The organism is Pseudomonas sp. RA_35y_Pfl2_P32 (genome assembly GCF_963970735.1).
GTDB lineage: Bacteria > Pseudomonadota > Gammaproteobacteria > Pseudomonadales > Pseudomonadaceae > Aquipseudomonas.
Window position 1 is genome coordinate 151,831 of record NZ_CAXAQF010000003.1, and the last position, 25,255, is coordinate 177,085.

Consider the following 25,255-nt stretch of genomic DNA (forward strand, 5'->3'; position numbering starts at 1 on the left):
CCACGCAACACGGGCCACCATCGCCGGCAAGCCGGCTCCCACAAGGTTTGCGGCAGAAACTGTGGGAGCTGGCTTGCCAGCGATGCACTGAAGAACAACGCGGTGATTCAGGATGTACGCGTCATCGTTGGCGACCATCGCCGGCAAGGCAGGATCAGCGTGGGGAGGAGACCGTCAGCATCTGCCCGGGCTTGAGTGCCTGGCCAACGCGCGGGTTCCAGCGCTTGAGGTGTTGCATCTCGACGTTGAAGCGCTTGGCCACCATGTACAACGAGTCGCCTTGCTTGACCTTGTACTGGGTCTGCTTCTTGGTGTTGGCAGCCAGCACCGTGGTGGTGCGGCCGTTGCTGCGCTTGCGGGTGTCCTGCATGACCAGGGTCTGGCCAGCCTTGAGGCTCTTGCCGGTCAGGTTGTTCCAGCGTTGCAGGTCCTTGACGTTGACCCGGTTGGCCTTGGCGATGGACGTCAGGTTGTCGCCACGTTTGACCCGGTAGTTACGCTTGGCGGTGGCGAGCGCCGGGCTGTCGGCCCCTTCGAACACCGGCTTGAGCGAACGCTTGCTGATCAGCTCTTCGGGTTTCATGGTCGACAGGCTGGCCGTCAGCAGTTGCGCCTTGGACGTCGGCACCAGCAGGTGCTGGGGGCCGTCGATGGTGGTGCGTTGCTTGAAGGCCGGGTTGAGCTGGAACAGCTCGTCTTCGTCGATGTTGGCCACCGCGGCAACCTTGGACAGGTCCATGCGCTGGTTGATCTCGACGACTTCGAAGTAGGGTTCGTTGGCGATCGGGTTGAGGTTCACGCCATAGGCTTCAGGTGCCAGCACCACTTGCGAGAGGGCCAGCAGCTTGGGCACGTAGGCCTGGGTTTCCGACGGCAGCGGCAGGTTCCAGTAGTCAGTGGGCAGACCGAGCTTTTCGTTGCGCTCGATGGCCCGGCTGACCGTGCCTTCGCCGGAATTGTAGGCCGCGAGGGCGAGCAGCCAGTCGCCGTTGAACATGTCGTGCAGTTTGGTCAGATAGTCCAACGCCGCCGTGGTCGAGGCCGTGATGTCGCGACGACCATCGTAGAAGCGGGTCTGGCGCAGGTTGAAGTAGCGCCCGGTGGACGGAATGAACTGCCACAGGCCGACGGCGTGGGAACGCGAATAGGCCATCGGGTTGTAGGAGCTTTCAATCACTGGCAGCAGGGCCAGTTCCAGCGGCATGTTGCGCTCTTCGAGGCGCTCGACGATGTAATGAATGTACAGGCTGCCGCGTTCGCCAGCGCTTTCCAGGTAGGACGGGTTACTGGCGAACCACAGGCGCTGTTGCTCGATGCGTGGGTTGACGCCCAGGCCATCTTGGAGCTGGAAGCCCTGGCGCATGCGCTCCCAGACATCCTGGGGGATTTCCGGAGTGGGCTTCTCGCTGAGCCAGATTGGTTTTTGCTTGGTGCGTACGGATAAGGTATGGGCCGCGTCGGTTTGCGGCAACTGACTGGTGCTGCTACAGCCCGCCAAGGTGGCGGACACAGCCACCGCGATGGCTTGAGCCAAGCGGGTCAATGCGTCTGAATGGATGGATTTACGAATAGATGACGACATTGGCTGGAAGTAAGTTCCGGGCAAAAATGTCGGGCGATTCTAGAAAGCGCACCGGGTGCGGTCAACCATTCAGAATTTTTCGGCCTATGGTGGCACTGCTTAGAACTTATCTTTCCATGCGCGCAGGGCCGCAAAAACCTCACTGGGCGCCCGGTTATCGGGGCCGTTCCGTTCGTCTATTTTTTCTTTAACAGATGTTACGCCAGTACGCAGAAACGGGTTTGTCAGCTTTTCCAGCGCCAGGGTCGAAGGCAACGACATGCGTCCAGCTTCGCGTAACTGGGAGACTTTCTCGAATCGCTCGGTTATGTGCCGGTTGTCGGGCTCGACCGCGACGGCGAAACGCAGGTTGCTCAGGGTGTACTCATGGGTGCAATACACCAGGGTGTCCTCGGGCAGGGCGGCGAGGTGGCTGAGAGAGTCATGCATCTGCTGCGGCGTGCCCTCGAACAGGCGCCCGCAGCCGGCGGCGAACAGGGTGTCGCCACAGAACAGCAGGCCATGGTGGTAATAGGCTATATGGCCCAGGGTGTGGCCAGGCACCGCATACACCTCGAACGCCCAACCGAGTACGTTGACCTGATCGTTGTCATTCAGGGCCACGTCGCGCCCGGGAATGTTTTCGCTGGCCGGGCCGTAGACTGTCGCCCCCGTGGCCTTCTTCAGGGGCTCGACGCCGCCGACGTGATCATGGTGATGGTGGGTAATCAGAATGTCGCTCAACCGCCACCCCGGGTGTTTGCTCAGCCAGGCCTGGACCGGCGCGGCATCGCCCGGATCGACCACCGCGCAGCACTGGCTGCGATGATCCTGCAACAACCAGATGTAGTTGTCGGTGAACGCGGGAAGAGCACTGATCTGTATCATCGCGGGATTCGCCAAGCGGAAAACATTGGTGCATCTTAGAGCTTCCTGGCGCATTGGAGAATGCAATGACCGATAAAGCGTTCGCTCAGGCTGATCCGGACTGGCTGGCATTGATCAGCGCGGCCCGCGAGTGGTTGTCCGGTCCCTTGGGGCAATTGCTGCTGAATGAAGAGCGCCACATGCTCGAAGACGAGTTGGGGCGCTTTTTTGGTGGCTACCTGGTGCACTACGGCCCGTCGGCCGAATCCCCACCCAATGCGCCCCAGGTGCAGCGCAATGTGCGCCTGGGCGCACCGTTGCCGGGGGTGGAAATCGTCTGCGAAGAACAGGCCTGGCCCCTGAGCGAGCACGCCGCTGACGTGGTGGTGATGCAGCACGGGCTGGACTTTTGCCTGTCGCCCCATGGCCTGCTGCGCGAAGCGGCCAGTGCCGTGCGGCCTGGCGGGCATTTGCTGATCATCGGCATCAATCCCTGGAGCACCTGGGGTCTGCGCCATGTGTTTGCCCACGATGGGCTGCGCAAGGCACGCTGCATATCGTCGTCACGGGTCGCCGACTGGCTCAACCTGCTGGGCTTCGCGCTGGAGAAACGCCGCTTCGGGTGCTATCGTCCGCCGCTCGCATCCCCCGCCTGGCAAACACGCCTGGCCGGTTGGGAGCGCAAGGCCGGAGACTGGCAGGTGTCCGGTGGTGGCTTCTATTTATTAGTGGCGCGCAAGATTGTCGTCGGCCTGCGCCCGGTGCGCCAGGTTCGCCGCGAACCGATGGGCAAGCTGATCCCGCTGCCGATGGCCAAGGTCAACCGCCGCCACAGCGATTCGTAATACCCTCATTATTTTCCCGGCCGGGCTTGCCCGGCCTCAGGCGTTGTCGGTCGTTGATCGGCAAGCCACCGACATTTTCTGGATAGATTGGCATGAGCGATAGCGTAGAACTCTTCACCGACGGCGCCTGCAAGGGCAACCCTGGCCCCGGCGGCTGGGGCGCACTGCTGATATGCAAGGGCGTGGAAAAGGAACTCTGGGGCGGCGAAGCCAACACCACCAACAACCGCATGGAGCTGATGGGGGCGATTCGCGGCCTGGAGGAGCTCAAGCGTTCCTGCGACGTGCTGCTGGTGACTGACTCGCAGTATGTGATGAAGGGCATCAACGAGTGGATGGTCAACTGGAAAAAGCGCGGCTGGAAAACCGCGGCCAAGGAGCCGGTGAAAAACGCTGACCTGTGGCGACTGCTGGACGAACAGGTCAACCGCCACAACGTGACCTGGAAATGGGTTCGTGGGCACATCGGCCACCCGGGCAACGAACGTGCCGACCAATTGGCCAACCGCGGCGTCGACGAAGTACGCGGGCTGTAGGCGCTGCCGAAGGCTGCGATCTTTTGATCCTGGCTTTGTGGGCATATCCGTTGCTGCGGTGATGGCGACTTAGGGTTCCGCCCTGACGTTCGGCCCCTCGCTACGGTATCCATTCGGGGGCATCGCCCTCCGGTTTGCTGCGCTGCACCTCCTTGCGATGGGGCGATCAAAAGCCAGAGCACGGCGACCTGCCGGCCGGCCTGTTTTTACGGGTGTATGGATTTCCCCTGTGGGTGTATGCGAGATCCGCGAACGCACGAAATCCCTGTGGGAGTGGGCTTGCCCGCGATGAGGCCGGTACAGCCAACATCTATGGCGCCTGACACACTGCCATCGCGGGCAGACGGAGCGCTGTCCGACTCGCTCCCACCGGGTTTGCCTCGAGCGATTAAGGGCTGCGCAACTGCTCGATCAGCCGCAGGCAATGGTTCAGCCCCGGCGACACATCGCCAATGCGCTGGCTGAGGATGATCGGGGAGGTCGCGTTGCTTTCCAGCAGTGGGGTGAAGCCGATGTCGTCGCGGTGCAGCAACTGCACCGACGCCGGTACCAGGGTCACGCCGATTCCTGCGCCCACCAGGCCGATCGCCGTTTGCAGTTCGTTGGTCCACTGCGCCACCTTGATGCTGACCCCGTAGGATTCGAACAGCGCGATCACGTGGTCGGCGTAGCTCGGCCGGGGATTGCCCGGGTACAGCACAAAGGGTTCGTTGGCCAGCTCGGTGAGGCTGATGGGCCGCGCCAGCAGCGGATGGCCGGCGGGGAGGGCAGCGACCAGGCGGTCTTCGTTGAGCACAGTCTGGAGGATTGCCGGGTCATCGATGCGAATCCGCCCGAACCCGACATCGATCCGTCCGGCCTTGAGCGCCTGCACCTGCTGCAGGGTGGTCATTTCTGACAGCCCCAGTTCCAGTTCCAGGATTTCGTTGCTGCGCAGGCGGCGAATCAGCTCCGGCAGCACGCCATACAAGGTCGAAGGCGCAAAGCCGATGCCCAGCCAGGTCTTCTCGCCCAGGCCGATGCGCCGGGTGTTGTCGCAGACCTTGTGCAGTTGTTCGAGCAGCGCCGTGGAGTGTTCGAGGAAAAATCGTCCGGCCTCGGTCAGGCGCAATGGCCGTCCGCGTTCGAGCAGCACCACCCCCAGTTCATCTTCCAGTTGCTGGATCTGCCGGCTCAGGGGCGGCTGGGCGATGTGCAGGCGCTCGGCGGCGCGGGTGAAATTCAGGGTTTGCCCCAGCACCTGGAAGTAACGCAAATGACGCAGCTCCATGAGCCCTCCGCCGTCTACAGGGGTTAATACCTTTAAGGTATCGATCAAGACCAATTCTATATTGGAACCCGAAAAAAAGCCGTACGAGAATCGATCCCAGAACTTCAAGAACCTGACGGGTATCGACATGCTTGCTGCTGCCATTAAATCGATCGAGACGATCATCGTCGATCTGCCGACCATTCGCCCGCACAAGCTGGCGATGCACACCCTGCAGAACCAGACCCTGGTGATCATCCGGGTACGTTGCGAGGACGGTATCGAAGGGATAGGCGAGGCGACCACCATCGGTGGCCTGGCCTACGGCAATGAAAGCCCGGACAGCATCAAGACCAACATCGACCAGCATTTCACTCCGCTGCTGCTGGGCCAGGATGGCCGCAATATCAACGCGGCGATGTTGCGCCTGGAGCGCAGCATTCGCGGCAACACCTTTGCCAAGTCAGGTATCGAAACCGCCTTGCTCGACGCCCAGGGCAAGCGCCTGGGCCTGGCGGTCAGCGAACTGCTCGGTGGCCGGGTGCGCGACGCGCTGCCGGTGGCCTGGACCCTGGCCAGCGGCGATACCGCCCGGGACATCGCCGAGGCCGAGCAGATGCTCGACCTGCGTCGGCACCGGATCTTCAAGTTGAAGATCGGCGCCGGTGACGTCGACCGTGACCTGGCCCACGTCATCGCGATCAAAAAAGCCCTGGGCGAGCGCGCCAGTGTGCGGGTCGACGTCAATCAGGCCTGGGACGAAGCCGTGGCCTTGCGTGCCTGCCGGATTCTGGGCGGCAATGGCATCGACCTGATCGAACAGCCGATTTCGCGCAACAACCGTTCCGGCATGGTGCGCCTGAACGCCATGAGCCCGGCGCCGATCATGGCGGACGAATCGATTGAGTGCGTCGAGGACGCGTTCAACCTGGCCCGCGAAGGCGCGGCCTCGGTGTTCGCCCTGAAGATCGCCAAGAATGGCGGTCCCCGCGCGGTGCTGCGCACGGCGGCGATTGCCGAAGCCGCGGGCATCGGCCTGTACGGTGGCACCATGCTCGAAGGCGGGATCGGTACCCTGGCCTCGGCCCATGCGTTCCTGACCCTGAACAAACTGAGTTGGGATACCGAGTTGTTTGGCCCGCTGCTGTTGACCGAAGACATCCTCAGCGAGCCGCTGGTGTACCGTGATTTCCAGTTACACGTTTCATCGGCGCCAGGCCTGGGCCTGAGCCTGGACGAAGAGCGCCTGGCGTTTTTCCGCCGCGACAAGAGCTCCACTGCCCACCATTTAGCCTGAGGAGTTGCGCATGCTGTTCCACGTAAAAATGACCGTGAACCTGCCGGTCGACATGCACGCTGAGCAAGCCGCTCAACTCAAGGCCGATGAGAAGGCCCTGGCCCAGCGCCTGCAGCAGCAGGGCAAGTGGCGGCACCTGTGGCGCATCGCCGGGTTGTACGCCAATTACAGCGTGTTCGACGTCGACAGCGTGCAGGAACTGCACGATCTGTTGATGCAATTGCCGCTGTATCCCTACATGGCTATCGAAGTGACCGCGATGTGCAGGCATCCTTCCTCAATTCATGAGGACGATCGCTGAGCCGCTGTTGCCTGTTCTGTACTCTAATAAATACAAGATGAGGATCAATCATGAACGTCAGAATTTCCCACACTGCCACGGCCCAGAAGTTTCTCGAAGAAGCCAGCGGCCTGCTCAACGATGACGGTAACCCGCGTGCCAAGGCCCTGGTCTACCGCATCCTGCGCGACTCGGTGAACATCATCGAAGACCTCAACGTGACCCCGGAGGAGTTCTGGAAAGCGGTCAACTACCTCAACGTGCTGGGCAGCCGCCAGGAAGCTGGCTTGCTGGTGGCCGGCCTGGGCCTGGAACACTACCTGGACCTGCTGATGGACGCCGCAGACGAGCAGGCCGGCAAGGCTGGCGGCACTCCGCGGACCATCGAAGGCCCGCTGTACGTGGCCGGCGCACCGCTGTCCGAGGCTGAGGCACGCCTGGATGACGGCGTCGACCCGGGCGTGGTGCTGTTCATGCAGGGCCAGGTCAAGAACACCGACGGCACACCATTGGCCGGGGCCGTGGTTGACGTCTGGCACGCCAACACCGGTGGCACCTATTCGTACTTCGATGCCAGCCAGTCGGAGTTCAACCTGCGTCGGCGCATCGTCACCGATGCCGACGGCCGCTATCGGTTCCGTAGCATCGTGCCGTCGGGCTACGGCTGCCCACCGGATGGTCCGACCCAGCAACTGCTCGATCAACTGGGCCGGCATGGCCAGCGTCCGGCGCACATCCACTTCTTCATCTCGGCCGATGACCATCGCCACCTGACCACCCAGATCAACCTGGATGGCGACAAGTACCTGCACGATGACTTCGCCTACGCCACCCGCGACGAACTGATCGCCAAGATCACCTTCAGCGACGATCAGCAGCGTGCCGCGGCCTATGGTGTGAGTGGCCGGTTTGCCGAAATCGAGTTCGATTTCACCCTGCAGCCCTCGGCCCAACCCCAGGAGCAGCAGCGTCATGAGCGGGTTCGCGCACTCGAGGACTGATCCGCGCGGGCACCCGACCACGAGATAACCCACCGTTTATCTCGTGGTCTTTCGCATTGTGGTCACTGGCATAGAATGGCCAGGCCTGATTTGCCTGAGGCGGGCGCCAGCGACCCGCCATTGCCTATAAAAACAATGAGAGTGACCGGTTATGCAAGCGCATCTCTTGAGTGAGCGCAGCAGTGTCTTTGCGCAGGCCGACCCTTACGCGGTGTCGGGTTACGTCAATCAGCACGTGGGCAACCACTGCATCCGACTGCCCAAGAGCGGCAGCCCGCAGGCCAGTCTCAATCACAGCAAATTCGCCAGCCTGGACCTGTGCCGGATCAGTTACGGTGGCAGCGTGCGGGTGACCTCACCGGCGCTGGAGACCATTTTTCACCTGCAGGTGCTGCTCAAGGGCAACTGCCTGTGGCGCGGTCATCGCCAGGAACACTACTTCGCCCCCGGTGAGCTGCTGCTGATCAACCCGGACGATCCGGTGGACCTGACGTATTCCGACGACTGCGAAAAATTCATCCTGAAAATGCCCGCCAGCCTGCTGGAATCGGTCTGCCAGGAGCAACGCTGGCTGCACCCGGGGCAGGGCGTACGCTTCCTCGAAAACCGCTACCAACTGGCCGAACTCGAAGGGTTTGTCAATTTGCTCGGCATGGTCTGCCAGGAAGCCGAGGCCACCGAGAGCCTGCCGCGGGTCCAGGAACACTACGCGCAGATCGTCGTCAGCAAGATGCTCAGCCTGATGAAAACCAACGTCAGCCGCGCCGGTCTCGGTTCCCAGACCTCGAGTTTCGAGCTGATCGCCGACTACATCGAGCACAATCTCAAGCAGGACATCTGCAGCGAGGAGCTGGCGCGCCAGGCCCGCATCAGCCTGCGCTCGCTGTATGGCCTGTTCGAGCGCCATGCCGCCACCACGCCGAAAAACTACATCCGCCAGAAGAAGCTGGAGCGGGTCAACGCCTGCCTCAGCGACCCCACCTGCACGGTGCGCAACGTCACCGAACTGGCCATGGACTACGGCTTCCTGCACCTGGGGCGGTTTTCCGAGAGCTATCGCAAGCAGTTCGGCGAGTTACCCTCCGATACCCTCAAGCGCCGCCATTGACCGCCATGGGTGCAATTGCACAAAACGGATAGTGATCTGCAGCCAATGGCTATTGCCCCTCCAGCACCGGCTCTAGCATGAGCCTTGCCTGAATAAAAACAATGGAGGCGGCGGCGATGTCCCTGCGACCCGAATACCTTCACTCCCTGCTCGAAGACGACAAAGAACAGGGTATTTTCCGTTGCAAGCGCGAGATGTTTACCGACCCGCGCCTGTTCGATCTCGAAATGCAGCACATTTTCGAGGGCAACTGGCTGTATCTGGCCCACGAGAGCCAGATCCCCAACAAAAACGATTTCTACACCACCACCATGGGCCGCCAGTCGATCTTCATCGCGCGCAACAAGGACGGTGAGCTCAATGCCTTCCTCAACGCCTGCAGCCACCGTGGGGCGATGCTCTGCCGCCACAAGACCGGCAACAAGTCGTCCTACACCTGTCCGTTCCACGGCTGGACCTTCAACAACTCCGGCAAGTTGCTCAAGGTCAAGGACCCCGCGGCGGCAGGTTACCCGGCCAGCTTCAATTGCGAAGGCTCCCACGACCTGACCAAAGTCGCGCGCTTCGAGTCCTACCGCGGCTTCCTGTTCGGCAGCCTCAAGGCCGATGTGGTGCCGCTGGTCGAGCACCTGGGGGAATCGGCGAAGATCATCGACATGATCGTCGATCAGTCCGCCGACGGCCTGGAAGTGCTGCGCGGCTCCAGCAGCTACCTCTACGAGGGCAACTGGAAACTCACTGCGGAAAATGGCGCCGACGGCTACCACGTCAGCTCCGTGCACTGGAACTACGCGGCCACCCAGAACCAGCGCAAGCAGCGCGAATGCGGTGACGAGAACCCGACCATGAGCGCCGGCACCTGGGCCAAGCAGGGCGGCGGCTTTTACTCCTTCGACAAGGGCCACATGCTGCTCTGGACCCGCTGGTCCAACCCCGAGGACCGTCCGCTGTACGAGCGCCGTGACGAACTGGCCAGGGACTTCGGCAAGGCGCGGGCCGACTGGATGATCGAGAACTCGCGCAACCTGTGCCTGTACCCCAACGTGTACCTGATGGACCAGTTCAGCTCGCAGATCCGCATTGCCCGGCCGATCTCGGTCAACCGCACCGAAATCACCATCTACTGCATCGCCCCCAAAGGGGAGAGCGACACCGCGCGCTCGAGCCGGATCCGCCAGTACGAGGATTTCTTCAACGTCAGCGGCATGGCCACCCCGGACGACCTGGAAGAGTTCCGCTCCTGCCAGATGGGCTACCAGGGCAGCACCAGCGCCTGGAACGACATGTCCCGTGGCGCCGAACACTGGGTCGAAGGCGCCGACGAGGCAGCCAAGGAAATAGACCTGCACCCGTTGCTCAGTGGCGTTCGCACCGAAGACGAAGGGCTGTTCGTGCTGCAGCACAAGTATTGGCAGCAGACCATGCTCAAGGCGTTGGATGCCGAGCAATCGGCGTTGATCAAGGTGGAGGAACTGGCATGAGCGTGACCTACGACAGCGTGCGCGATTTTCTCTACCGCGAAGCGCGCTACCTCGACGACAAGGACTGGGACAACTGGCTGGAGCTGTACGCTGCCGACGCCAGCTTCTGGATGCCGTCCTGGGACGACAACGACGAACTGACCGAAGACCCGCAGCGGGAAATTTCCCTGATCTGGTACGGCAACCGCACCGGCCTTGAAGACCGCATCTTCCGGATCAAGACCGAACGTTCCAGCGCCAGCGTGCCGGACACCCGGACCTCCCACAACATCAGCAACATCGAGCTGCTCGAACAGCACGACGGTCTGTGCAAGGTGCGCTTCAACTGGCACACCCTGAGTTTTCGCTACAAGACCGTCGACAGCTATTTCGGCAGCAGCTTCTACACCCTCGACGTGCGCGGCGACAGCCCGCTGATCAAGGCCAAGAAAGTGATCCTGAAGAACGATTACGTTCGCCAGGTCATCGATGTCTACCATTTGTGAGGCCGCGCTCATGTCCCATTCCATTGCTTTGAATTTTGAAGACGGCGTCACCCGCTTTGTTGACGCCCACCCGGGTGAAACCGTGGCCGATGCCGCCTACCGCCAGGGCATCAACATCCCGCTGGACTGCCGCGACGGCGCCTGCGGGACCTGCAAGTGTTTTGCCGAGGCCGGGCGCTATGACCTGGGTGAGGAATACATCGAAGACGCGCTGACGGCCGAGGAAGCGGAGCAGGGGTTTGTCCTGACCTGCCAGATGCGTGCCCAGAGCGACTGCGTGGTGCGGGTGCCGGCCTCGTCCGATGTCTGCCGCACCCAGCAGGCCAGCTACAGCGCCGCCATCAGCCAGGTGCGACAGTTGTCGGACAGCACCATCGCCCTGTCGATCAAGGGTGAGGCATTGAGCAAGCTGGCATTCCTGCCGGGGCAATACGTCAACCTGGGCATTCCCGGCAGCGAGCAGACCCGTGCCTATTCGTTCAGCTCGTTGCAGCGTGACGGCGAGGTCAGCTTCCTGATCCGCAACGTACCGGGCGGTTTGATGAGCAGTTTCCTCACCGGCATCGCCAAGGCCGGCGACAGCATCAGCCTGGCAGGCCCCCTGGGCAGTTTCTACCTGCGTGATATCCAGCGGCCGTTGCTGCTGCTGGCGGGCGGCACGGGGCTCGCGCCTTTCACCGCGATGCTGGAAAAAATCGCCGACCAGGGCAGCGCCCATCCGTTGCACCTGATCTACGGGGTGACCAACGATCTTGACCTGGTGGCGCTCGATCGCCTGCAAGCCTTTGCCGCACGCATCCCCAATTTCAGCTTCAGCGCCTGCGTGGCCAACCCGCACAGCACCCATCCGCTCAAGGGCTACGTGACCCAGCACATCGAACCCCAGCATTTGAACGATGGCGACGTCGACGTCTACCTCTGTGGTCCGCCGCCGATGGTCGAGGCGGTGAGCCAATACATTCATGAGCAGGGCATAGCGCCGACAAATTTCTACTACGAGAAATTTGCCGCGAGTGCTGCCTGACAGACTCAGGTAGCCACCCCATCCCCTGTGGGACCCGTCACACCGTCCTGAGGATTTGAAATGCACAGATTCCACGAAAAAGTCGCGCTGGTCACCGGCGCAGCCCAGGGTATCGGGCGTCGCGTGGCCGAGCGCATGGCGGCTGAAGGCGCGCGCCTGGTGCTGGTCGACCGCTCCGAGCTGGTCTTCGAGTTGCAGGAGCAACTGGGCACGCACAGCGAAGTCCTGAGCCTCACGGCCGACCTTGAACACTACACCGAGTGCGACCGGCTGATGCAGGCTGCGGTCGAGCGTTTCGGGCGCCTGGACATCCTGATCAACAATGTCGGCGGCACCATCTGGGCCAAGCCGTTCGAGCATTACGAGGCGCAGCAGATCGAGGCCGAAGTCCGCCGCTCGTTGTTTCCGACCCTGTGGTGCTGTCATGCCGCACTGCCGTACATGCTGGAGCAGGGCAGCGGGGCGATCGTCAACGTCTCGTCCATCGCCACCCGCAGCGTCAATCGGGTGCCCTACGGCGCAGCCAAGGGCGGGGTCAATGCCCTGACCGCGTGCCTGGCCTTCGAGACCGCCGGGCGCGGGATCCGGGTCAATGCCACGGCCCCCGGCGGCACCGAAGCGCCACCGCGGCGAATCCCGCGCAACAGCGTCGAGCAGAGCCCGCAGGAAAAGGTCTGGTACCAGCAGATCGTCGACCAGACGGTGGACAGCACCCTGATGAAGCGCTACGGCACCATTGATGAACAGGTCGAGCCGATCCTGTTCCTGGCCTCCGACGCCGCGGCCTACATCACCGGGCTGGTGATGCCGGTGGGCGGTGGCGACCAGGGCTGAGGCCGGCCAGTCTGCCACCGGGCTGTGGGTTGCAGCTCTGTGTTAAGATCGCCGCCCTACGCAAAATGCTACGCAGAAGGGGTGTATATAGATGGCTCAGAGGATGGTGGTGCTCGACACCGAAACCACCGGCATGCCGGTAACCGACGGGCACCGGATCATCGAGATCGGTTGCGTCGAGTTGCTCGGTCGACGTCTGACGGGCCGGCATTTCCACGTCTATTTGCAGCCCGACCGGGAAAGTGACGAGGGTGCGATTGGCGTCCACGGCATCACCAACGAATTCCTGGTGGGCAAGCCGCGGTTCGCTGAAGTGGCCGATGAGTTCTTTGAATTCATCAAGGGCGCCCAACTGATCATCCATAACGCGGCGTTCGACGTTGGTTTCATCAACAACGAATTTGCCCTGATGGGCCAGCACGACCGGGCGGACATCACCCAGCACTGCTCGATCCTCGACACCCTGATGATGGCCCGGGAGCGTCACCCCGGCCAGCGCAACAACCTCGATGCCCTGTGCAAACGCTACGGCGTCGACAACTCCGGCCGTGAACTGCACGGCGCCTTGCTCGACTCCGAGATCCTGGCCGACGTTTACCTGACCATGACCGGCGGCCAGACCAGTCTGTCGCTGGCCGGCAATGCCTCTGACGGCAATGGTTCGGGCGATGGCACAGGCAGCCAGGCCAGTGAAATCCGCCGCCTGCCGGCGGACCGCACCCCGGCGCGGATCATTCGGGCCAGCGAAGCCGAACTGGCCGAGCATGCCGCACGCCTGGAAATCATCGCCAAGTCCGCCGGCGCCCCCGCGCTGTGGACCCAACTGGCCGAAGCCAAAGCCCAGGGCTAAGCATCTAGCGCTCCCCCGTGGGAGCTGGCTTGCCAGCGATGGCGGTATGTCAGGCACCATCATTGAATGTACCTGGCCCATCGCTCGCGACATGGGCTGCAACCCTCTACCCTGAGTGTATTGGCAGACCATGGTCTGCCGTCTCAGGACGCCAAGCCCCATGTACAAAGACTTGAAGTTCCCGGTCCTCATCGTTCACCGCGACATCAAGGCCGACACGGTGGCCGGTGACCGCGTCCGGGGTATTGCCAGGGAGCTGGAGCAGGAAGGTTTCAGCGTGGTGTCGGCGGTGGATTACGCGGAAGGGCGGCTGGTTGCCTCGACCCACCACGGCCTGGCGTGCATGCTGATTGCCGCCGAGGGGGCGGGGGAAAACACCCACCTGCTGCAGAACCTGGCCGAGTTGATCCGGGTGGCCCGCGCCCGGGCACCGAACCTGCCGATTTTCGCCCTGGGCGAACAGGTCACCCTGGAAAACGCCCCCGCCGACGCCATGAGCGAACTCAACCAGTTGCGTGGCATTCTTTATCTGTTCGAAGACACCGTGCCCTTTCTCGCACGCCAGGTGGCGCGGGCGGCCCGCAGCTACCTGGATGGCTTGCTGCCGCCGTTCTTCAAGGCCCTGGTGCAGCACACCGCCGACTCCAACTATTCCTGGCACACCCCGGGGCACGGTGGGGGCGTGGCCTATCACAAGAGCCCGGTCGGGCAGGCCTTCCACCAGTTTTTCGGGGAAAACACCCTGCGTTCTGACCTCTCGGTCTCGGTGCCCGAACTCGGCTCGCTGCTCGACCACACCGGCCCCCTGGCCGAGGCCGAAGCCCGGGCCGCGCGCAACTTCGGTGCCGATCACACCTTTTTTGTGATCAATGGCACGTCCACCGCCAACAAGATCGTCTGGCAGGCCATGGTGGCCCGCGATGACCTGGTGCTGGTGGACCGCAACTGCCACAAGTCGGTGCTGCATTCGATCATCATGACCGGCGCCATCCCGCTGTACCTGTGCCCGGAGCGCAACGAGCTGGGGATCATCGGCCCGATCCCCTTGAGCGAGTTCAGCCACGAATCGATCCAGGCCAAGATCGACGCCAGCCCGCTGACCCGTGGCCGCGCCGCCAAAGTCAAGCTGGCGGTGGTCACCAACTCGACCTACGACGGCCTCTGCTACAACGCCGAGCTGATCAAGCAAACCCTGGGCAACAGCGTCGAAGTCCTGCACTTCGACGAGGCCTGGTACGCCTATGCGGCGTTTCACGAGTTCTTCGCCGGGCGCTACGGCATGGGCACGTCGCGCTCGGCCGACAGCCCGCTGGTGTTCACCACCCACTCGACCCACAAGCTGCTGGCGGCCTTCAGCCAAGCCTCGATGATTCACGTGCAGGATGGTGGTGCCCGGCAACTGGACCGCGACCGCTTCAATGAAGCGTTCATGATGCACATCTCGACGTCGCCGCAGTACAGCATCATCGCCTCGCTGGACGTGGCGTCGGCGATGATGGAGGGGCCGGCGGGACGCTCGCTGTTGCAGGAAATGTTCGATGAGGCCCTGAGCTTTCGCCGGGCGCTGGCCAACCTGCGCCAGCACATTGCTGCCGATGACTGGTGGTTCTCGATCTGGCAGCCGCCACTGGTGACGGGCATCGACCGGGTCGCGACCGCGGACTGGCTGTTGCTGCCCGAAGACGAGTGGCACGGTTTTGGTGATATCGCCGAGGACTACGTGCTGCTCGATCCGGTCAAGGTGACCCTGGTGATGCCCGGCCTGACGGCCGGCGGTGCATTGAGCGAGCGCGGGATCCCGGCGGCGGTGGTCAGCAAGTTCCTCTGGGAACGCGGCCTGGTGGTGGAGAAGACCGGCCTGTATTCGTTCCTGGTGCTGTTCTCGATGGGTATCACCAAGGGCAAATGGAGCACCTTGCTCACCGAGTTGCTGGAGTTCAAGCGCAGCTACGATGCCAACGTCAGCCTCGCCGCCTGCCTGCCCTGCGTAGCGCAACAGGACGGGGCCCGGTATCAAGGCATGGGGTTGCGCGACCTGTGCGACCAACTGCACGCCTGCTATCGCAGCAACGCCACGGCCAAGCACCTCAAGCGCATGTACACGGTGCTGCCGGAAGTCGCGATGAAACCGGCCGATGCCTATGATCAACTGGTGCGTGGCGAAGTCGAGGCGGTGCCCATCGATCAATTGCCGGGGCGCATCGCCGCCGTGATGCTGGTACCGTACCCACCGGGTATTCCACTGATCATGCCCGGCGAGCGCTTCACCGAGGCCACTCGCTCGATCATCGATTACCTGGCGTTTGCCCGCACCTTTGACCGCAGTTTCCCAGGGTTCGTCGCCGATGTGCACGGCCTGCAACATGAAGACGAGGGCAATGGGCGGTGCTACACCGTCGATTGCATCAAGATTTGAGGACGTTTCCCAGTATGCAACCGGTCATCAATCCCAAATACCCGGGCCTGGCAGTGCGTGTCGCTGACCAGGGCTTTGCCGCGTACATCTGGGGCAGCGACTTCAGTTTTGAAGTCAGGGCCTACGTCAGCGCCCATCTCGATACCCCGGTGGCGGCGTGGCCGCTGCAAGCCATCACGCCCTATCGCAAATGCTACGGCATCGACCCCGAAGAGTTCGCCAGTTTCCACAACGCCGCCGACAGTGCGATTTTCATGGCCTTCCTCGATGACCAGCCGGTGGGGCACGTAGTGGTCAGCACCAACTGGAACGGCTTTGCCCATATCGATGAACTGGCCGTGCACGCACCCGCGCGGCGCCATGGCGTGGCCAAGGCGTTGCTCGATGTGGCGCAATTCTGGAGTCGCAAGAAGAAGTTGCCGGGAATCATGCTGGAAACCCAGAACAACAACCTGGGCGCCTGTCGGCTGTATGAACGGTGCGGGTATGTGCTCGGTGGCATCGATCACCTGCGCTATCGCGGTATCGACCCGCAGACAGCGGAAGTGGCGTTGTTCTGGTACCGGCTGTTTGCCGACCCGCTGGAGCACTCGGTCAGCCTGCCAGCATCGCCTCGGCTTGTGCCTTGATGATCTCCAGCAGCGCGGTCAATGCCGGCGTAGCGTCCCCATTGTTGAGGGTCAAGGCATACAGGTTGATCGGCACCGCCGGTGACAGGGGGCAGACGTCCAGGCCGCCAGCCTTGGCGCCCAGGGCGGTAAACGGGTCGACAATGGCCAGGCCTTCGCCGGCCTCCACCATGCTGCGCATCATCTGGTGGGTCTGCACCCGGGTGTGAATCACCGGGGCGGGGCGCAGGGCCTGCAGTTTGCTGTCGAACAGTGGGCTCAGTGGGTCGTGGCCTTCCAGCCCCACCAGCGACTGGCCCGCCAGGTCCTGCACGCTGATGTACTTCTGCCGCGGTTGCAGCCAGCCGTGGGGGGCCAGGAGCTGCAGCTTGCCCTGGGCCAGGAGCTGGCACTGTATGTCGGCGTGCTCGGGGTTATGCAGGCTCAAGCCGAGGTCGCTTTCGCGCAGCAGCAGGCTCTTGACGATATCGCGGGTGGGTTGGCTGTGCAGCGAGCAGGGCGCATCGGGAAACCGCCGGCGCAGGCTGGCCAGTCCCTGGGGCACCAGTTGCTGGGCCAGGGGCGGGGTGCAGATGACCCGCAAGGGCGGGGCCTGGTACTGTCGCAGGCTGTCGGCCAGGCGTTGCACGGGCTCGAAGGCTTCATACACGCGGGCGATCTGCACCTGCAACTGCCGGGCTTCACGGGTCGCCTGCAGGCGCCCACGCACGCTGGCAAACAGCATGAAGCCGAGATGATCCTCGGCCTCGCGCAACAACCCCTCGATCGCAGCCACCGGCAATTGCAGCATCTCGGCAGCGGTGCCCAGATGACTGGTTTGCAGGAGTGCCTGGATCACTTCGATATGGCGTAGACGCATGCGTGAAGTCCATGTTCAGCAGGTGAGGGGTAGTGGCTGAATCCTAACCCAAGTCCGTGACGTTGACTTCAGCTCATGACGGTGGGCTCAAGAGGCGACGTTGGCGTCCGGTTCACGAATGATGGTGACGCCCGATTGCACCAGTACAAATTCGTTGCCGTCGAGTTTGTTGACTCGATCACCGATGGCCAGCTTGTAGGTGGTAACAGGTACGGCGCTGCTGAAACCGTCTGCCGACGGGGTGGAATCCTGGAACTCATGCACCGAATAGACACGGCCTTGCGCGTCTCTTGCATGGAATTGTCCGACGAGTACTGCTGCCATCTGCTTAGAACCTCTGGAGATAAGTCACTCAATTTGCGGTTCTGTAGACCGTCGATAAGCTTGGTAAGTTTTCCTACAGGAAAAAAATAGTGTTTTGCCGCAATAACAGGGCAACGCGCCCCTGGAATGGCACTGGATCATCTATAACTACAGGCTCCTTTAGCCAGATAGTCGGGAATCTCCAATGAGCAAGGTCTATACGGTCGCTGTCCTGGTGGGCAGCTTGAGAAAACAGTCGATCAACCGCAAAGTCGCGTTGGCGCTGGCCGAGCTGGCTCCGGCCAACCTGCGCTTGAACATCATCGAGATTGGTGATCTGGCGCTTTACAACGAAGACATCGACGTCACCCCGCCGGCAGCCTACAGCACTTTCCGCGATCAGGTGAGCTCATCCGACGCGGTGCTGTTCGTGACCCCGGAATACAACCGCTCGGTGCCGGCCCCCTTGAAGAACGCCATCGACGTCGGTTCACGGCCCTACGGCAAGAGCGCCTGGAGCGGCAAACCGGGCGCGGTGATCAGTGTTTCGCCGGGGGCGGTCGGCGGTTTTGGCGCCAACCACCACCTGCGCCAGTCCCTGGTGTTCCTCGACGTGCCGTGCATGCAGCAGCCGGAAGCGTACCTGGGGGGCGCCGGTGCGGCCTTCGATGAGGCGGGCAAACTCTCGGAAAAGGTCCAGCCGTTCTTGCAAGGCTTTATCGACGCCTACGCCAAGTGGGTCGAACAACACAAAAAATCCTGAGCGGACTGTGTAGCAGCTGCCGTAGGCTGCGTTGGGTTGCGCAGCGACCCCGTGCGGTGTTGCCAAATCGAATGAGCGTCCTGCGGCCGTTGACGCAGCCTCGCGAGCTCGACAGCGGCTATACGGGTGAACCCGATTCCCGCAGTTGCCGCACAGACATCGGACGCAGCCCGCCAGTCTGTGCTTTACCAAATATGCGAGATTCCATATATTTGCGCTTCGTTTGTCCAGGCGCGAGCCCTCCATGTCCCCATCCTGCAATCCCGTCGGGGTGTTCAAGGCGCTGGCCGATGACACCCGTACCCGTATCGCCTTGCTCATCACCCATGAAGGCGAGCTCTGTGTCTGTGAGCTGACCGCAGCCCTGGACCTGAGCCAACCGAAAATTTCCCGGCACCTGGCGCAATTGCGCAGCAGTGGTCTGCTCGCCGACCGTCGGCAAGGGCAGTGGGTGTATTACCGGGTTCACCCGCAACTTGCGCCCTGGGTTGGCAGGTTGTTGCAGGACGCCCTGGCCGCCAACGAGACCTGGCTGGCGGCGGATATCGCGCGGTTGTTGGCCATGCCCGGCCGTCCACAGCGCTGCTGCTGATGGTTTTCTCTCCCCTAAACTGCTTGATTGAAGGCTGCTGTGCATGCTGATCGCCTCATTGATTTTCCTGCTGACCATCACCCTGGTGATCTGGCAACCCAAAGGCCTGGGTGTCGGCTGGAGCGCCATGCTCGGCGCCGTGCTGGCCTTGCTCAGTGGGGGGGTGCACCTGAGCGACATCCCCTTGGTCTGGGAAATTATCTGGAATGCCACCGGGACCTTTGTCGCCCTGATCATCATCAGCCTGCTGCTGGATGAGGCCGGGTTTTTTGCCTGGGCGGCCCTGCATGTGGCGCGCTGGGGGCACGGCCGCGGGCGCAAGCTGTTTGCCTATATGGTCTTGCTCGGGGCCCTGGTTTCGGCGCTGTTTGCCAACGACGGCGCGGCACTGATCCTCACCCCGATCGTGATCTCCATGCTGCTGGCCCTGCGGTTCTCGCCCACGGCGACCCTGGCCTTCGTGATGGGCGCCGGATTTATCGCCGACACCGCCAGCCTGCCGCTGGTGGTGTCGAACCTGGTGAATATTGTCTCGGCCGACTTCTTCCACATTGGCTTCAACCGCTATGCCGCGGTGATGGTGCCGGTCAACCTGGTGGCCGTGGCCGCGACTCTGGCGGTGCTGTTGTGGTACTTCCGTCGCGACATTCCCCTGCGTTACGACCCTGAGCAATTGGCCGAGCCAAAGACCGCGATTCACGACCGGGCGACGTTTTTTGCCGGTTGGGCGGTGCTGGGGATTCTGCTGCTGGGGTGTTTCGCCCTGGAGCCGCTGGGAATCCCCATCAGTGCGATTTCCGCGGTGTGCGCGGCCCTGCTGCTGGCCATTGCCGCCCGTGGGCACAAGATATCTACGCGCAAGGTGTTGAAGGAAGCACCGTGGCACATCGTGGTGTTTTCCCTGGGCATGTACCTGGTGGTCTATGGCCTGCGTAATGCCGGGCTGACTGCCTACCTGGCCGGCTGGCTGGACCTGTTCGCCCAGTACGGCGTGTGGGGCGCGGCCATGGGCACCGGGCTGCTGACGGCGCTGCTGTCGTCGCTGATGAACAACCTGCCGACGGTGTTGATCGGCGCCTTGTCGATCGATGCCAGCCAGGCCACCGGGGTGGTCAAGGAGGCGATGATCTACGCCAACGTGATTGGCAGCGACCTGGGGCCGAAAATCACCCCCATCGGCAGCCTCGCCACCTTGCTTTGGCTGCATGTGCTGCAACGCAAGAACATCCACATTGGCTGGGGCTACTACTTCAAGGTCGGGATTGTGCTGACCTTGCCGGTGCTGCTGGTGACGCTGGCGGCCTTGGCGGTGCGGTTGTCGGTTTAGGACCGCGATGAGGCCAGTCCAGCCACCGCTCATCTCAGCTCGACCCCGGAACGTTCGGCCACCAATCAGAAACCAGAAACAACCGCTCGGCTTCCTCCCAGTCGCCCTGAGGGTTTTCGCTCAGGCGCACCATCAACTGTGCCGGCGCCATGGGGTGCAGCTCAGCCAGCCAGGTGTCCAGTTGCTCCTGGCGCCAGGTCTGGTCGGCGCTGTAGTGCGCCGGCGCCAGCCAGGCGTGGCGGGGCAGGTTTACCCAGCGCCCGGGCGGGCGCTGGGCGACAAAGGCCGGCCAGTCCTTCTGGTGCAGCCAACTGCCACGCAGGTGTTGCGGGTGGGCACCGGTCGGCGGTTCGGCGTGCCCCGGCCAGGGGTACAGCAGATAGCCGCCGAGCCACAGTCTGGCGCTGAAAGCCCCGATATCCAGCGCCGCCAGGGCCGCGCGGCTCTCTGGGCGCGCGGAGATCGGCAACTGGTGCTGGCTCAGGTGCGCCAGCTTCAGGTCCAGCCGGTCATGGCAGCCGGGGCCCAGCCACTGCGCCGGGTCCTGGCCGTTGCCTTGTTGCGGGCCGAGGTAGAGCTTGATCGCCAACTCCAGGTGATGCACGCCGTCGCGGTCGCGCAGTAACATGTCCAACTCCCCCAGGGTATGGCCTTCGCGGCGGATCGGCAGGTTGGCGGCAATCAGTTCGATGCCTGGCGCATGTTCCACCGCGAACTGCCACAGACGCTCGTAATACAGACCCAGGCGCCGGGTGCGGGCCTGGGACAGCCAGTGCAGCAGCGCGTAGCTGTCGCGGTCGAGCTGGCGCAGCCAGTGCTCCAGGCGCGACGGATCGCGCACCCAGTCGCTGCCGGCCAGCGGATGGCGTTGCGGCCAGGGCGTGGCACTGAGCATGGGCGGGGCGAGAATCACCCACGCCAGGTCGCGCACTTGGGGGTGGTGCAACTGGTGGGGCAGGGCGAGCAAATCGGGGAACAGGATCATTTTGCGAGCATAGCTTCTAAAGTCCCGGCTGAAAGGATTTTGTCTACGCAACGCTTTCGCCCATAATCGTGGTTTTCGCCGTCGCAGACCCCCGCAGGAGCCCCATGGAGCAATTTCGCAATATCGGCATTATCGGTCGCCTGGGCAGTTCCCAGGTGCTGGATACCGTTCGCCGACTGAAAAGATTCCTGCTAGACCGGCACTTGCACGTGATTCTCGAAGACACCATCGCCGAAGTCCTGCCCGGCCACGGCCTGCAGACCTCGTCGCGCAAGATGCTCGGCGAAGTCTGCGACATGGTGATTGTGGTCGGCGGTGACGGCAGCCTGCTGGGCGCCGCACGGGCGCTGGCACGGCACAACATCCCGGTACTGGGGATCAACCGCGGCAACCTGGGTTTTCTCACCGACATTCGTCCCGACGAGCTGGAAACCAAGGTCGCCGAAGTGCTGGACGGCCACTACCTGGTGGAAAACCGCTTCCTGCTGCAGGCCGAAGTGCGCCGCCATGCCGAAGCCATCGGCCAGGGCGATGCCCTCAATGACGTGGTGCTGCACCCCGGTAAATCGACGCGCATGATCGAGTTCGAGCTGTACATCGACGGCCAGTTCGTCTGCAGCCAGAAAGCCGACGGCCTGATCGTCGCCACACCCACCGGCTCCACGGCCTACGCGCTGTCGGCCGGCGGCCCGATCATGCATCCCAAGCTCGATGCCATTGTGATTGTGCCGATGTACCCCCATACCTTGTCCGGACGGCCGATCGTGGTCGATGGCAACAGTGAGCTGAAAATCGTCGTGTCCAAGGATATGCAGATTTACCCGCAGGTGTCCTGTGACGGGCAGAATCACTTTACCTGCGCGCCCGGCGACACCATCACCATCAGCAAGAAGGCGCAGAAGTTGCGGCTGATCCACCCCCTGGACCACAACTACTACGAAGTCTGCCGGACCAAGCTTGGCTGGGGCAGCCGTTTGGGTGGTGGAGGCGACTGATGCTCGATCCCGCGCGTAGCTACGACCTGATCGGTGACGTGCACGGTTGCGCTCATACCCTTGAGCATCTGCTGGACCGACTGGGGTACCACAAGCTGGGTGGCGTGTGGTGTCATCCGTCACGCATGGCGGTGTTCCTGGGCGATGTCATCGACCGTGGCCCGCGCATCCGCGAGGCGCTGCACCTGGTGCACGACATGGTCGAGGCGGGCCAGGCGCTGTGCATCATGGGCAACCACGAGTTCAACGCGCTGGGCTGGAGCACACCGGCCCCACCGGGCAGCGGCAAGCAGTACGTGCGCGAGCACACCCCACGCCACGCCCGGCTGATCGATGAAACCCTGAGCCAGTTTGCCCACCACCCCGGCGACTGGCACGACTTCCTCGAATGGTTCTACGAGATGCCGCTGTTTGTCGACGCCGGGCGTTTCCGGGTGGTGCATGCCTGCTGGGACGGCGGCTTGATCGACCTGCTGCGCCGCCAGCACCCCGACGGCTGCGTCGATGAACACTTCGTCCAGGCGGCGGCGGTGAACGGCAGTTTTGCCTGCATGGCCTTCGACCGCTTGTTGCGCGGCACCGACATGCGCCTGCCCCACGGCCTGACCATGACCAGCGGCGATGGCCTGACGCGTTCGTTCTTCCGTACCAAGTTCTGGGAAGACGACCCGCAGACCTACGGTGACATCGTGTTCCAGCCGGACGCCTTGCCCGAACCTGTGGCCAAGACGCCATTGACCCCGGTGGAAAAGAACACCCTGCTGCGTTACGGCATCGACGAGCCGTTGCTGTTCGTCGGCCATTACTGGCGCAGCGGCAAACCGGCGCCCATCCGCCAGAACCTGGCGTGCCTGGACTACAGCGCAGTGCTGTACGGCAAGCTGGTTGCCTATCGACTTGACCAGGAAACCCGTCTCGACCCGCGCAAATTCGTCTGGGTCGATGTCGAACGGCCGGAGGCCCCGCAATGAGTACTGTTGCTGTATTACGTCTGCCCCTGACTGTGGACCTCAGTGGTTTTGTCAAACTGCTGCAACGCATGCAGGTGCCCCATCGGGTCAGCGAGGAAGCGGGCCAGCAGGTGCTCTGGGTCCCGCACGCCGTCAGCGAAGACGTGCGCGCACTGTACGAACGGTTTCCGGCGGGTGATCCCGAGCAGCAACTGGACCTGCCACTCTCGGCGACACCCCAGCGCCTGGGGTTTGTTGCGCAACTGCGCGCCAGCCCCATGACCGCCTTGGTGCTGCTGCTGACCCTGATCGTCGGCGCCATCACCTTGCTGGGGACCAACCTCGACACGATGCGCTGGTTCACCTTCTTGCAGTTTCGCGTAGTCGGCGAGTACATCCATTTCGCCCCCCTGGCCGACAGTCTGGCGGCGGGGCAGTGGTGGCGCCTGGTGACGCCGATGCTGATCCACTTCGGTTTCCTCCACGTGGCCATGAACGGCATGTGGTACTGGGAACTGGGGCGGCGCATCGAAGCGCGCCAGGGCGGCATCAACCTGTTGGGCCTGACACTGCTGTTCAGCCTGGTGTCGAACTACGCCCAGTATTTTTACGGCGGTCCGGGGCTGTTCGGTGGCCTGTCCGGGGTGCTGTACGGCCTGCTTGGACATTGCTGGATCTACCAATGGCTGGCGCCGAACCCGGCTTATCGCCTGCCCCGTGGCGTGCTGGTGATGATGCTGGTGTGGCTGGTGCTCTGTCTGTCGGGGCTGATCTCGCTGATCGGCTTCGGCGAAATCGCCAATGCGGCCCACGTCGGCGGGTTACTCGTCGGCTGCGCCACCGGTTTGTTGGGCGGCTTGTACAGTCGCCGTAAAACAACCCTCTAATCTGTTTAGTGAATGAAGAGCACGGAGACCTTGATGTCCTCTTTCAACGAAATGATCAACAACATCACCCCCGAGATCTACCAGAGCCTGAAACTGGCAGTGGAGATCGGCAAGTGGTCCGACGGCGGCAAACTGACTGCCGAGCAACGTGAGCTGTCGTTGCAGGCCATGATTGCCTGGGAAGTGCAGAACCTGCCCGAAGACCAGCGCACCGGCTACATGGGGCCGCAGGAATGCAGCTCCAAGTCCATCGAAGTGCCGAATATCCTGTTCAAGTCGGATGCCATCCATTGATCGAGATTGGCCGCGGTGCAATCAACAAAATGTCGGCGCGCCTCGACGCGTCGGCGGTGCAATACGCTTTTCGCCTGGGTGATACCGAGGTGCCGGTCAACCCGCTGATCGGCAGCACGCTGCGCCTGGAGTTCCTGGGGGCGATCCACTGCTGCCATTGTGGACGCAAGACCAAGACCAGCTTCAGCCAGGGTTACTGCTACCCCTGCATGACCAAGCTGGCGCAGTGCGACGTCTGCATCATGAGCCCGGAACGCTGCCACTACGACGCCGGCACCTGCCGCGACCCGGGCTGGGGCGAGCAGTTCTGCATGACCGATCACATTGTGTATCTGTCCAATTCTTCCGGGGTCAAGGTCGGGATCACCCGTGCCACCCAGTTGCCGACCCGCTGGATTGACCAGGGCGCCCGCCAGGCACTGCCCATCATGCGGGTGTCGACCCGTCAGCAATCGGGGTTTGTCGAAGACCTGTTCCGCAGCCAGGTCGCCGACAAGACCAACTGGCGCGCCTTGCTCAAGGGCGAAGCGCCTTCGGTCGACCTGGCCGAGGTTCGTGATCAACTGTTTGCCAGCTGTGCCGAAGGCCTGCAACGCTTGCAGGAACGCTTTGGCTTGCAGGCGATCCAACCGGTGACCGATGTCGAGACGCTGGAGATCCATTACCCGGTGCAACAATACCCGGCGAAGATTGTCAGTTTTAACCTGGACAAGAACCCGATTGCCGAAGGCACGCTGATGGGGATCAAGGGCCAGTACCTGATCTTCGACACCGGCGTGATCAATATTCGTAAATACACGGCCTACCAGCTCGCCGTGCATCAGTAGAAGGATTCGA

The 25,255-nt window shown here is 62.7% G+C and carries 27 protein-coding genes; 21 read left to right on the plus strand and 6 right to left on the minus strand.

The window, feature by feature from the left end; translation table 11 throughout:
* Positions 1–154: 154 nt before the first annotated feature.
* Together AACY45_RS04275 and gloB are read right to left on the minus strand one after the other, a co-directional pair.
* Positions 155–1,582, minus strand: a complete 1,428-nt coding sequence (locus AACY45_RS04275; protein WP_339544301.1) for a transglycosylase SLT domain-containing protein — start codon at positions 1,580–1,582, stop codon at positions 155–157.
* 99 nt (positions 1,583–1,681) lie between these two features.
* Positions 1,682–2,449 (minus strand): hydroxyacylglutathione hydrolase, encoded by a 768-nt coding sequence (gene gloB / locus AACY45_RS04280; RefSeq protein WP_339544302.1) that lies wholly within the window; start codon positions 2,447–2,449, stop codon positions 1,682–1,684.
* Positions 2,450–2,514: 65 nt separating this feature from the next.
* Between gloB and AACY45_RS04285 the strand changes: the two genes are divergently transcribed.
* Positions 2,515–3,273 (plus strand): class I SAM-dependent methyltransferase, encoded by a 759-nt coding sequence (locus AACY45_RS04285; protein ID WP_339544303.1) that lies wholly within the window; start codon positions 2,515–2,517, stop codon positions 3,271–3,273.
* A 92-nt stretch (positions 3,274–3,365) separates the two neighbouring features.
* Positions 3,366–3,809, plus strand: a complete 444-nt coding sequence (gene rnhA, locus AACY45_RS04290; protein WP_095168836.1) for a ribonuclease HI — start codon at positions 3,366–3,368, stop codon at positions 3,807–3,809.
* 388 nt (positions 3,810–4,197) lie between these two features.
* Here the strand turns inward: rnhA and AACY45_RS04295 are convergent, their stop codons facing one another.
* Positions 4,198–5,079: a LysR family transcriptional regulator gene (locus AACY45_RS04295; protein ID WP_339544304.1), complete on the minus strand. Its 882-nt coding sequence runs from the start codon at positions 5,077–5,079 to the stop codon at positions 4,198–4,200.
* Positions 5,080–5,206: 127 nt separating this feature from the next.
* Between AACY45_RS04295 and AACY45_RS04300 the strand changes: the two genes are divergently transcribed.
* The 11 genes from AACY45_RS04300 to AACY45_RS04350 all read left to right on the plus strand — a co-directional run bounded on the left by AACY45_RS04300 (position 5,207) and on the right by AACY45_RS04350 (position 16,463).
* On the plus strand, positions 5,207–6,355 hold the full coding sequence (locus AACY45_RS04300) for a muconate cycloisomerase family protein (RefSeq protein ID WP_339544428.1): 1,149 nt from the start codon (positions 5,207–5,209) through the stop codon (positions 6,353–6,355).
* Between the two features lie 10 nt (positions 6,356–6,365).
* Positions 6,366–6,656 carry a muconolactone Delta-isomerase gene (gene catC, locus AACY45_RS04305; protein WP_339544305.1) on the plus strand — a complete coding sequence of 97 codons (291 nt, stop codon included), beginning with the start codon at positions 6,366–6,368 and terminating at the stop codon, positions 6,654–6,656.
* Between the two features lie 50 nt (positions 6,657–6,706).
* On the plus strand, positions 6,707–7,636 hold the full coding sequence (gene catA / locus AACY45_RS04310) for a catechol 1,2-dioxygenase (protein WP_339544306.1): 930 nt from the start codon (positions 6,707–6,709) through the stop codon (positions 7,634–7,636).
* Positions 7,637–7,787: 151 nt separating this feature from the next.
* The gene (locus AACY45_RS04315) at positions 7,788–8,744 is read left to right on the plus strand and encodes an AraC family transcriptional regulator (protein WP_339544307.1); all 957 of its coding nucleotides are present in this window, start codon (positions 7,788–7,790) and stop codon (positions 8,742–8,744) included.
* 116 nt (positions 8,745–8,860) lie between these two features.
* Positions 8,861–10,225 carry a benzoate 1,2-dioxygenase large subunit gene (benA, locus tag AACY45_RS04320; protein ID WP_339544308.1) on the plus strand — a complete coding sequence of 455 codons (1,365 nt, stop codon included), beginning with the start codon at positions 8,861–8,863 and terminating at the stop codon, positions 10,223–10,225.
* Positions 10,222–10,710, plus strand: coding sequence for a benzoate 1,2-dioxygenase small subunit (gene benB / locus AACY45_RS04325; RefSeq protein ID WP_339544309.1), 489 nt, complete (start codon positions 10,222–10,224; stop codon positions 10,708–10,710). Before benA ends, benB begins: the two co-directional genes overlap by 4 nt.
* Positions 10,711–10,720: 10 nt before the next feature.
* Positions 10,721–11,734, plus strand: a complete 1,014-nt coding sequence (gene benC, locus AACY45_RS04330) for a benzoate 1,2-dioxygenase electron transfer component BenC (RefSeq protein ID WP_339544310.1) — start codon at positions 10,721–10,723, stop codon at positions 11,732–11,734.
* Between the two features lie 60 nt (positions 11,735–11,794).
* Positions 11,795–12,568: a 1,6-dihydroxycyclohexa-2,4-diene-1-carboxylate dehydrogenase gene (locus AACY45_RS04335; RefSeq protein ID WP_339544311.1), complete on the plus strand. Its 774-nt coding sequence runs from the start codon at positions 11,795–11,797 to the stop codon at positions 12,566–12,568.
* A gap of 91 nt (positions 12,569–12,659) precedes the next feature.
* A complete protein-coding gene (gene dnaQ / locus AACY45_RS04340) occupies positions 12,660–13,418 on the plus strand; it encodes a DNA polymerase III subunit epsilon (protein ID WP_339544312.1) in 759 nt (252 codons plus the stop codon).
* 160 nt (positions 13,419–13,578) lie between these two features.
* The gene (locus AACY45_RS04345; RefSeq protein WP_339544313.1) at positions 13,579–15,834 is read left to right on the plus strand and encodes an Orn/Lys/Arg decarboxylase N-terminal domain-containing protein; all 2,256 of its coding nucleotides are present in this window, start codon (positions 13,579–13,581) and stop codon (positions 15,832–15,834) included.
* 14 nt (positions 15,835–15,848) lie between these two features.
* The gene (locus AACY45_RS04350) at positions 15,849–16,463 is read left to right on the plus strand and encodes a GNAT family N-acetyltransferase (RefSeq protein ID WP_339544314.1); all 615 of its coding nucleotides are present in this window, start codon (positions 15,849–15,851) and stop codon (positions 16,461–16,463) included.
* Here AACY45_RS04350 and AACY45_RS04355 read toward each other — a convergent pair.
* Together AACY45_RS04355 and AACY45_RS04360 are read right to left on the minus strand one after the other, a co-directional pair.
* Positions 16,429–17,322 (minus strand): LysR substrate-binding domain-containing protein, encoded by an 894-nt coding sequence (locus AACY45_RS04355; protein WP_339544315.1) that lies wholly within the window; start codon positions 17,320–17,322, stop codon positions 16,429–16,431. The genes AACY45_RS04350 and AACY45_RS04355 overlap by 35 nt on opposite strands.
* Before the next feature lie 87 nt (positions 17,323–17,409).
* Complete coding sequence (locus AACY45_RS04360) at positions 17,410–17,646, minus strand: hypothetical protein (protein WP_339544316.1); 237 nt, start codon at positions 17,644–17,646, stop codon at positions 17,410–17,412.
* A 184-nt stretch (positions 17,647–17,830) separates the two neighbouring features.
* Here AACY45_RS04360 and AACY45_RS04365 point away from each other — a divergent pair, with 184 nt between their 5' ends.
* From AACY45_RS04365 to AACY45_RS04375, 3 genes are all read left to right on the plus strand, one after another.
* On the plus strand, positions 17,831–18,388 hold the full coding sequence (locus AACY45_RS04365; RefSeq protein ID WP_339544317.1) for an NADPH-dependent FMN reductase: 558 nt from the start codon (positions 17,831–17,833) through the stop codon (positions 18,386–18,388).
* A gap of 244 nt (positions 18,389–18,632) precedes the next feature.
* Complete coding sequence (locus AACY45_RS04370; protein WP_339544318.1) at positions 18,633–18,980, plus strand: metalloregulator ArsR/SmtB family transcription factor; 348 nt, start codon at positions 18,633–18,635, stop codon at positions 18,978–18,980.
* Positions 18,981–19,023: 43 nt separating this feature from the next.
* Positions 19,024–20,307 (plus strand): arsenic transporter, encoded by a 1,284-nt coding sequence (locus tag AACY45_RS04375; protein ID WP_339544319.1) that lies wholly within the window; start codon positions 19,024–19,026, stop codon positions 20,305–20,307.
* A 34-nt stretch (positions 20,308–20,341) separates the two neighbouring features.
* Here AACY45_RS04375 and AACY45_RS04380 read toward each other — a convergent pair whose 3' ends face one another.
* Positions 20,342–21,292 (minus strand): DUF1853 family protein, encoded by a 951-nt coding sequence (locus tag AACY45_RS04380; protein WP_339544320.1) that lies wholly within the window; start codon positions 21,290–21,292, stop codon positions 20,342–20,344.
* A gap of 104 nt (positions 21,293–21,396) precedes the next feature.
* On the opposite strand from AACY45_RS04380, the gene AACY45_RS04385 reads away from it, so the two are divergent.
* Genes AACY45_RS04385 through AACY45_RS04405 form a run of 5 tightly spaced genes read left to right on the plus strand, consistent with a single transcriptional unit; the run spans position 21,397 to position 25,245 of the window.
* Entirely contained in the window at positions 21,397–22,287 is an 891-nt protein-coding gene (locus tag AACY45_RS04385; RefSeq protein WP_339544321.1) for an NAD(+) kinase, read from the plus strand.
* Positions 22,287–23,258 carry a metallophosphoesterase gene (locus tag AACY45_RS04390; RefSeq protein WP_339544322.1) on the plus strand — a complete coding sequence of 324 codons (972 nt, stop codon included), beginning with the start codon at positions 22,287–22,289 and terminating at the stop codon, positions 23,256–23,258. The genes AACY45_RS04385 and AACY45_RS04390 overlap by 1 nt, the downstream gene beginning before the upstream one ends.
* A complete protein-coding gene (locus tag AACY45_RS04395; RefSeq protein ID WP_339544323.1) occupies positions 23,255–24,124 on the plus strand; it encodes a rhomboid family intramembrane serine protease in 870 nt (289 codons plus the stop codon). The genes AACY45_RS04390 and AACY45_RS04395 overlap by 4 nt, the downstream gene beginning before the upstream one ends.
* A 33-nt stretch (positions 24,125–24,157) precedes the next feature.
* Positions 24,158–24,418, plus strand: a complete 261-nt coding sequence (locus AACY45_RS04400; RefSeq protein ID WP_166591151.1) for a YeaC family protein — start codon at positions 24,158–24,160, stop codon at positions 24,416–24,418.
* The gene (locus AACY45_RS04405; RefSeq protein WP_339544324.1) at positions 24,415–25,245 is read left to right on the plus strand and encodes a DUF2797 domain-containing protein; all 831 of its coding nucleotides are present in this window, start codon (positions 24,415–24,417) and stop codon (positions 25,243–25,245) included. The genes AACY45_RS04400 and AACY45_RS04405 overlap by 4 nt, the downstream gene beginning before the upstream one ends.
* The last annotated feature ends 10 nt before the right edge of the window (positions 25,246–25,255 follow it).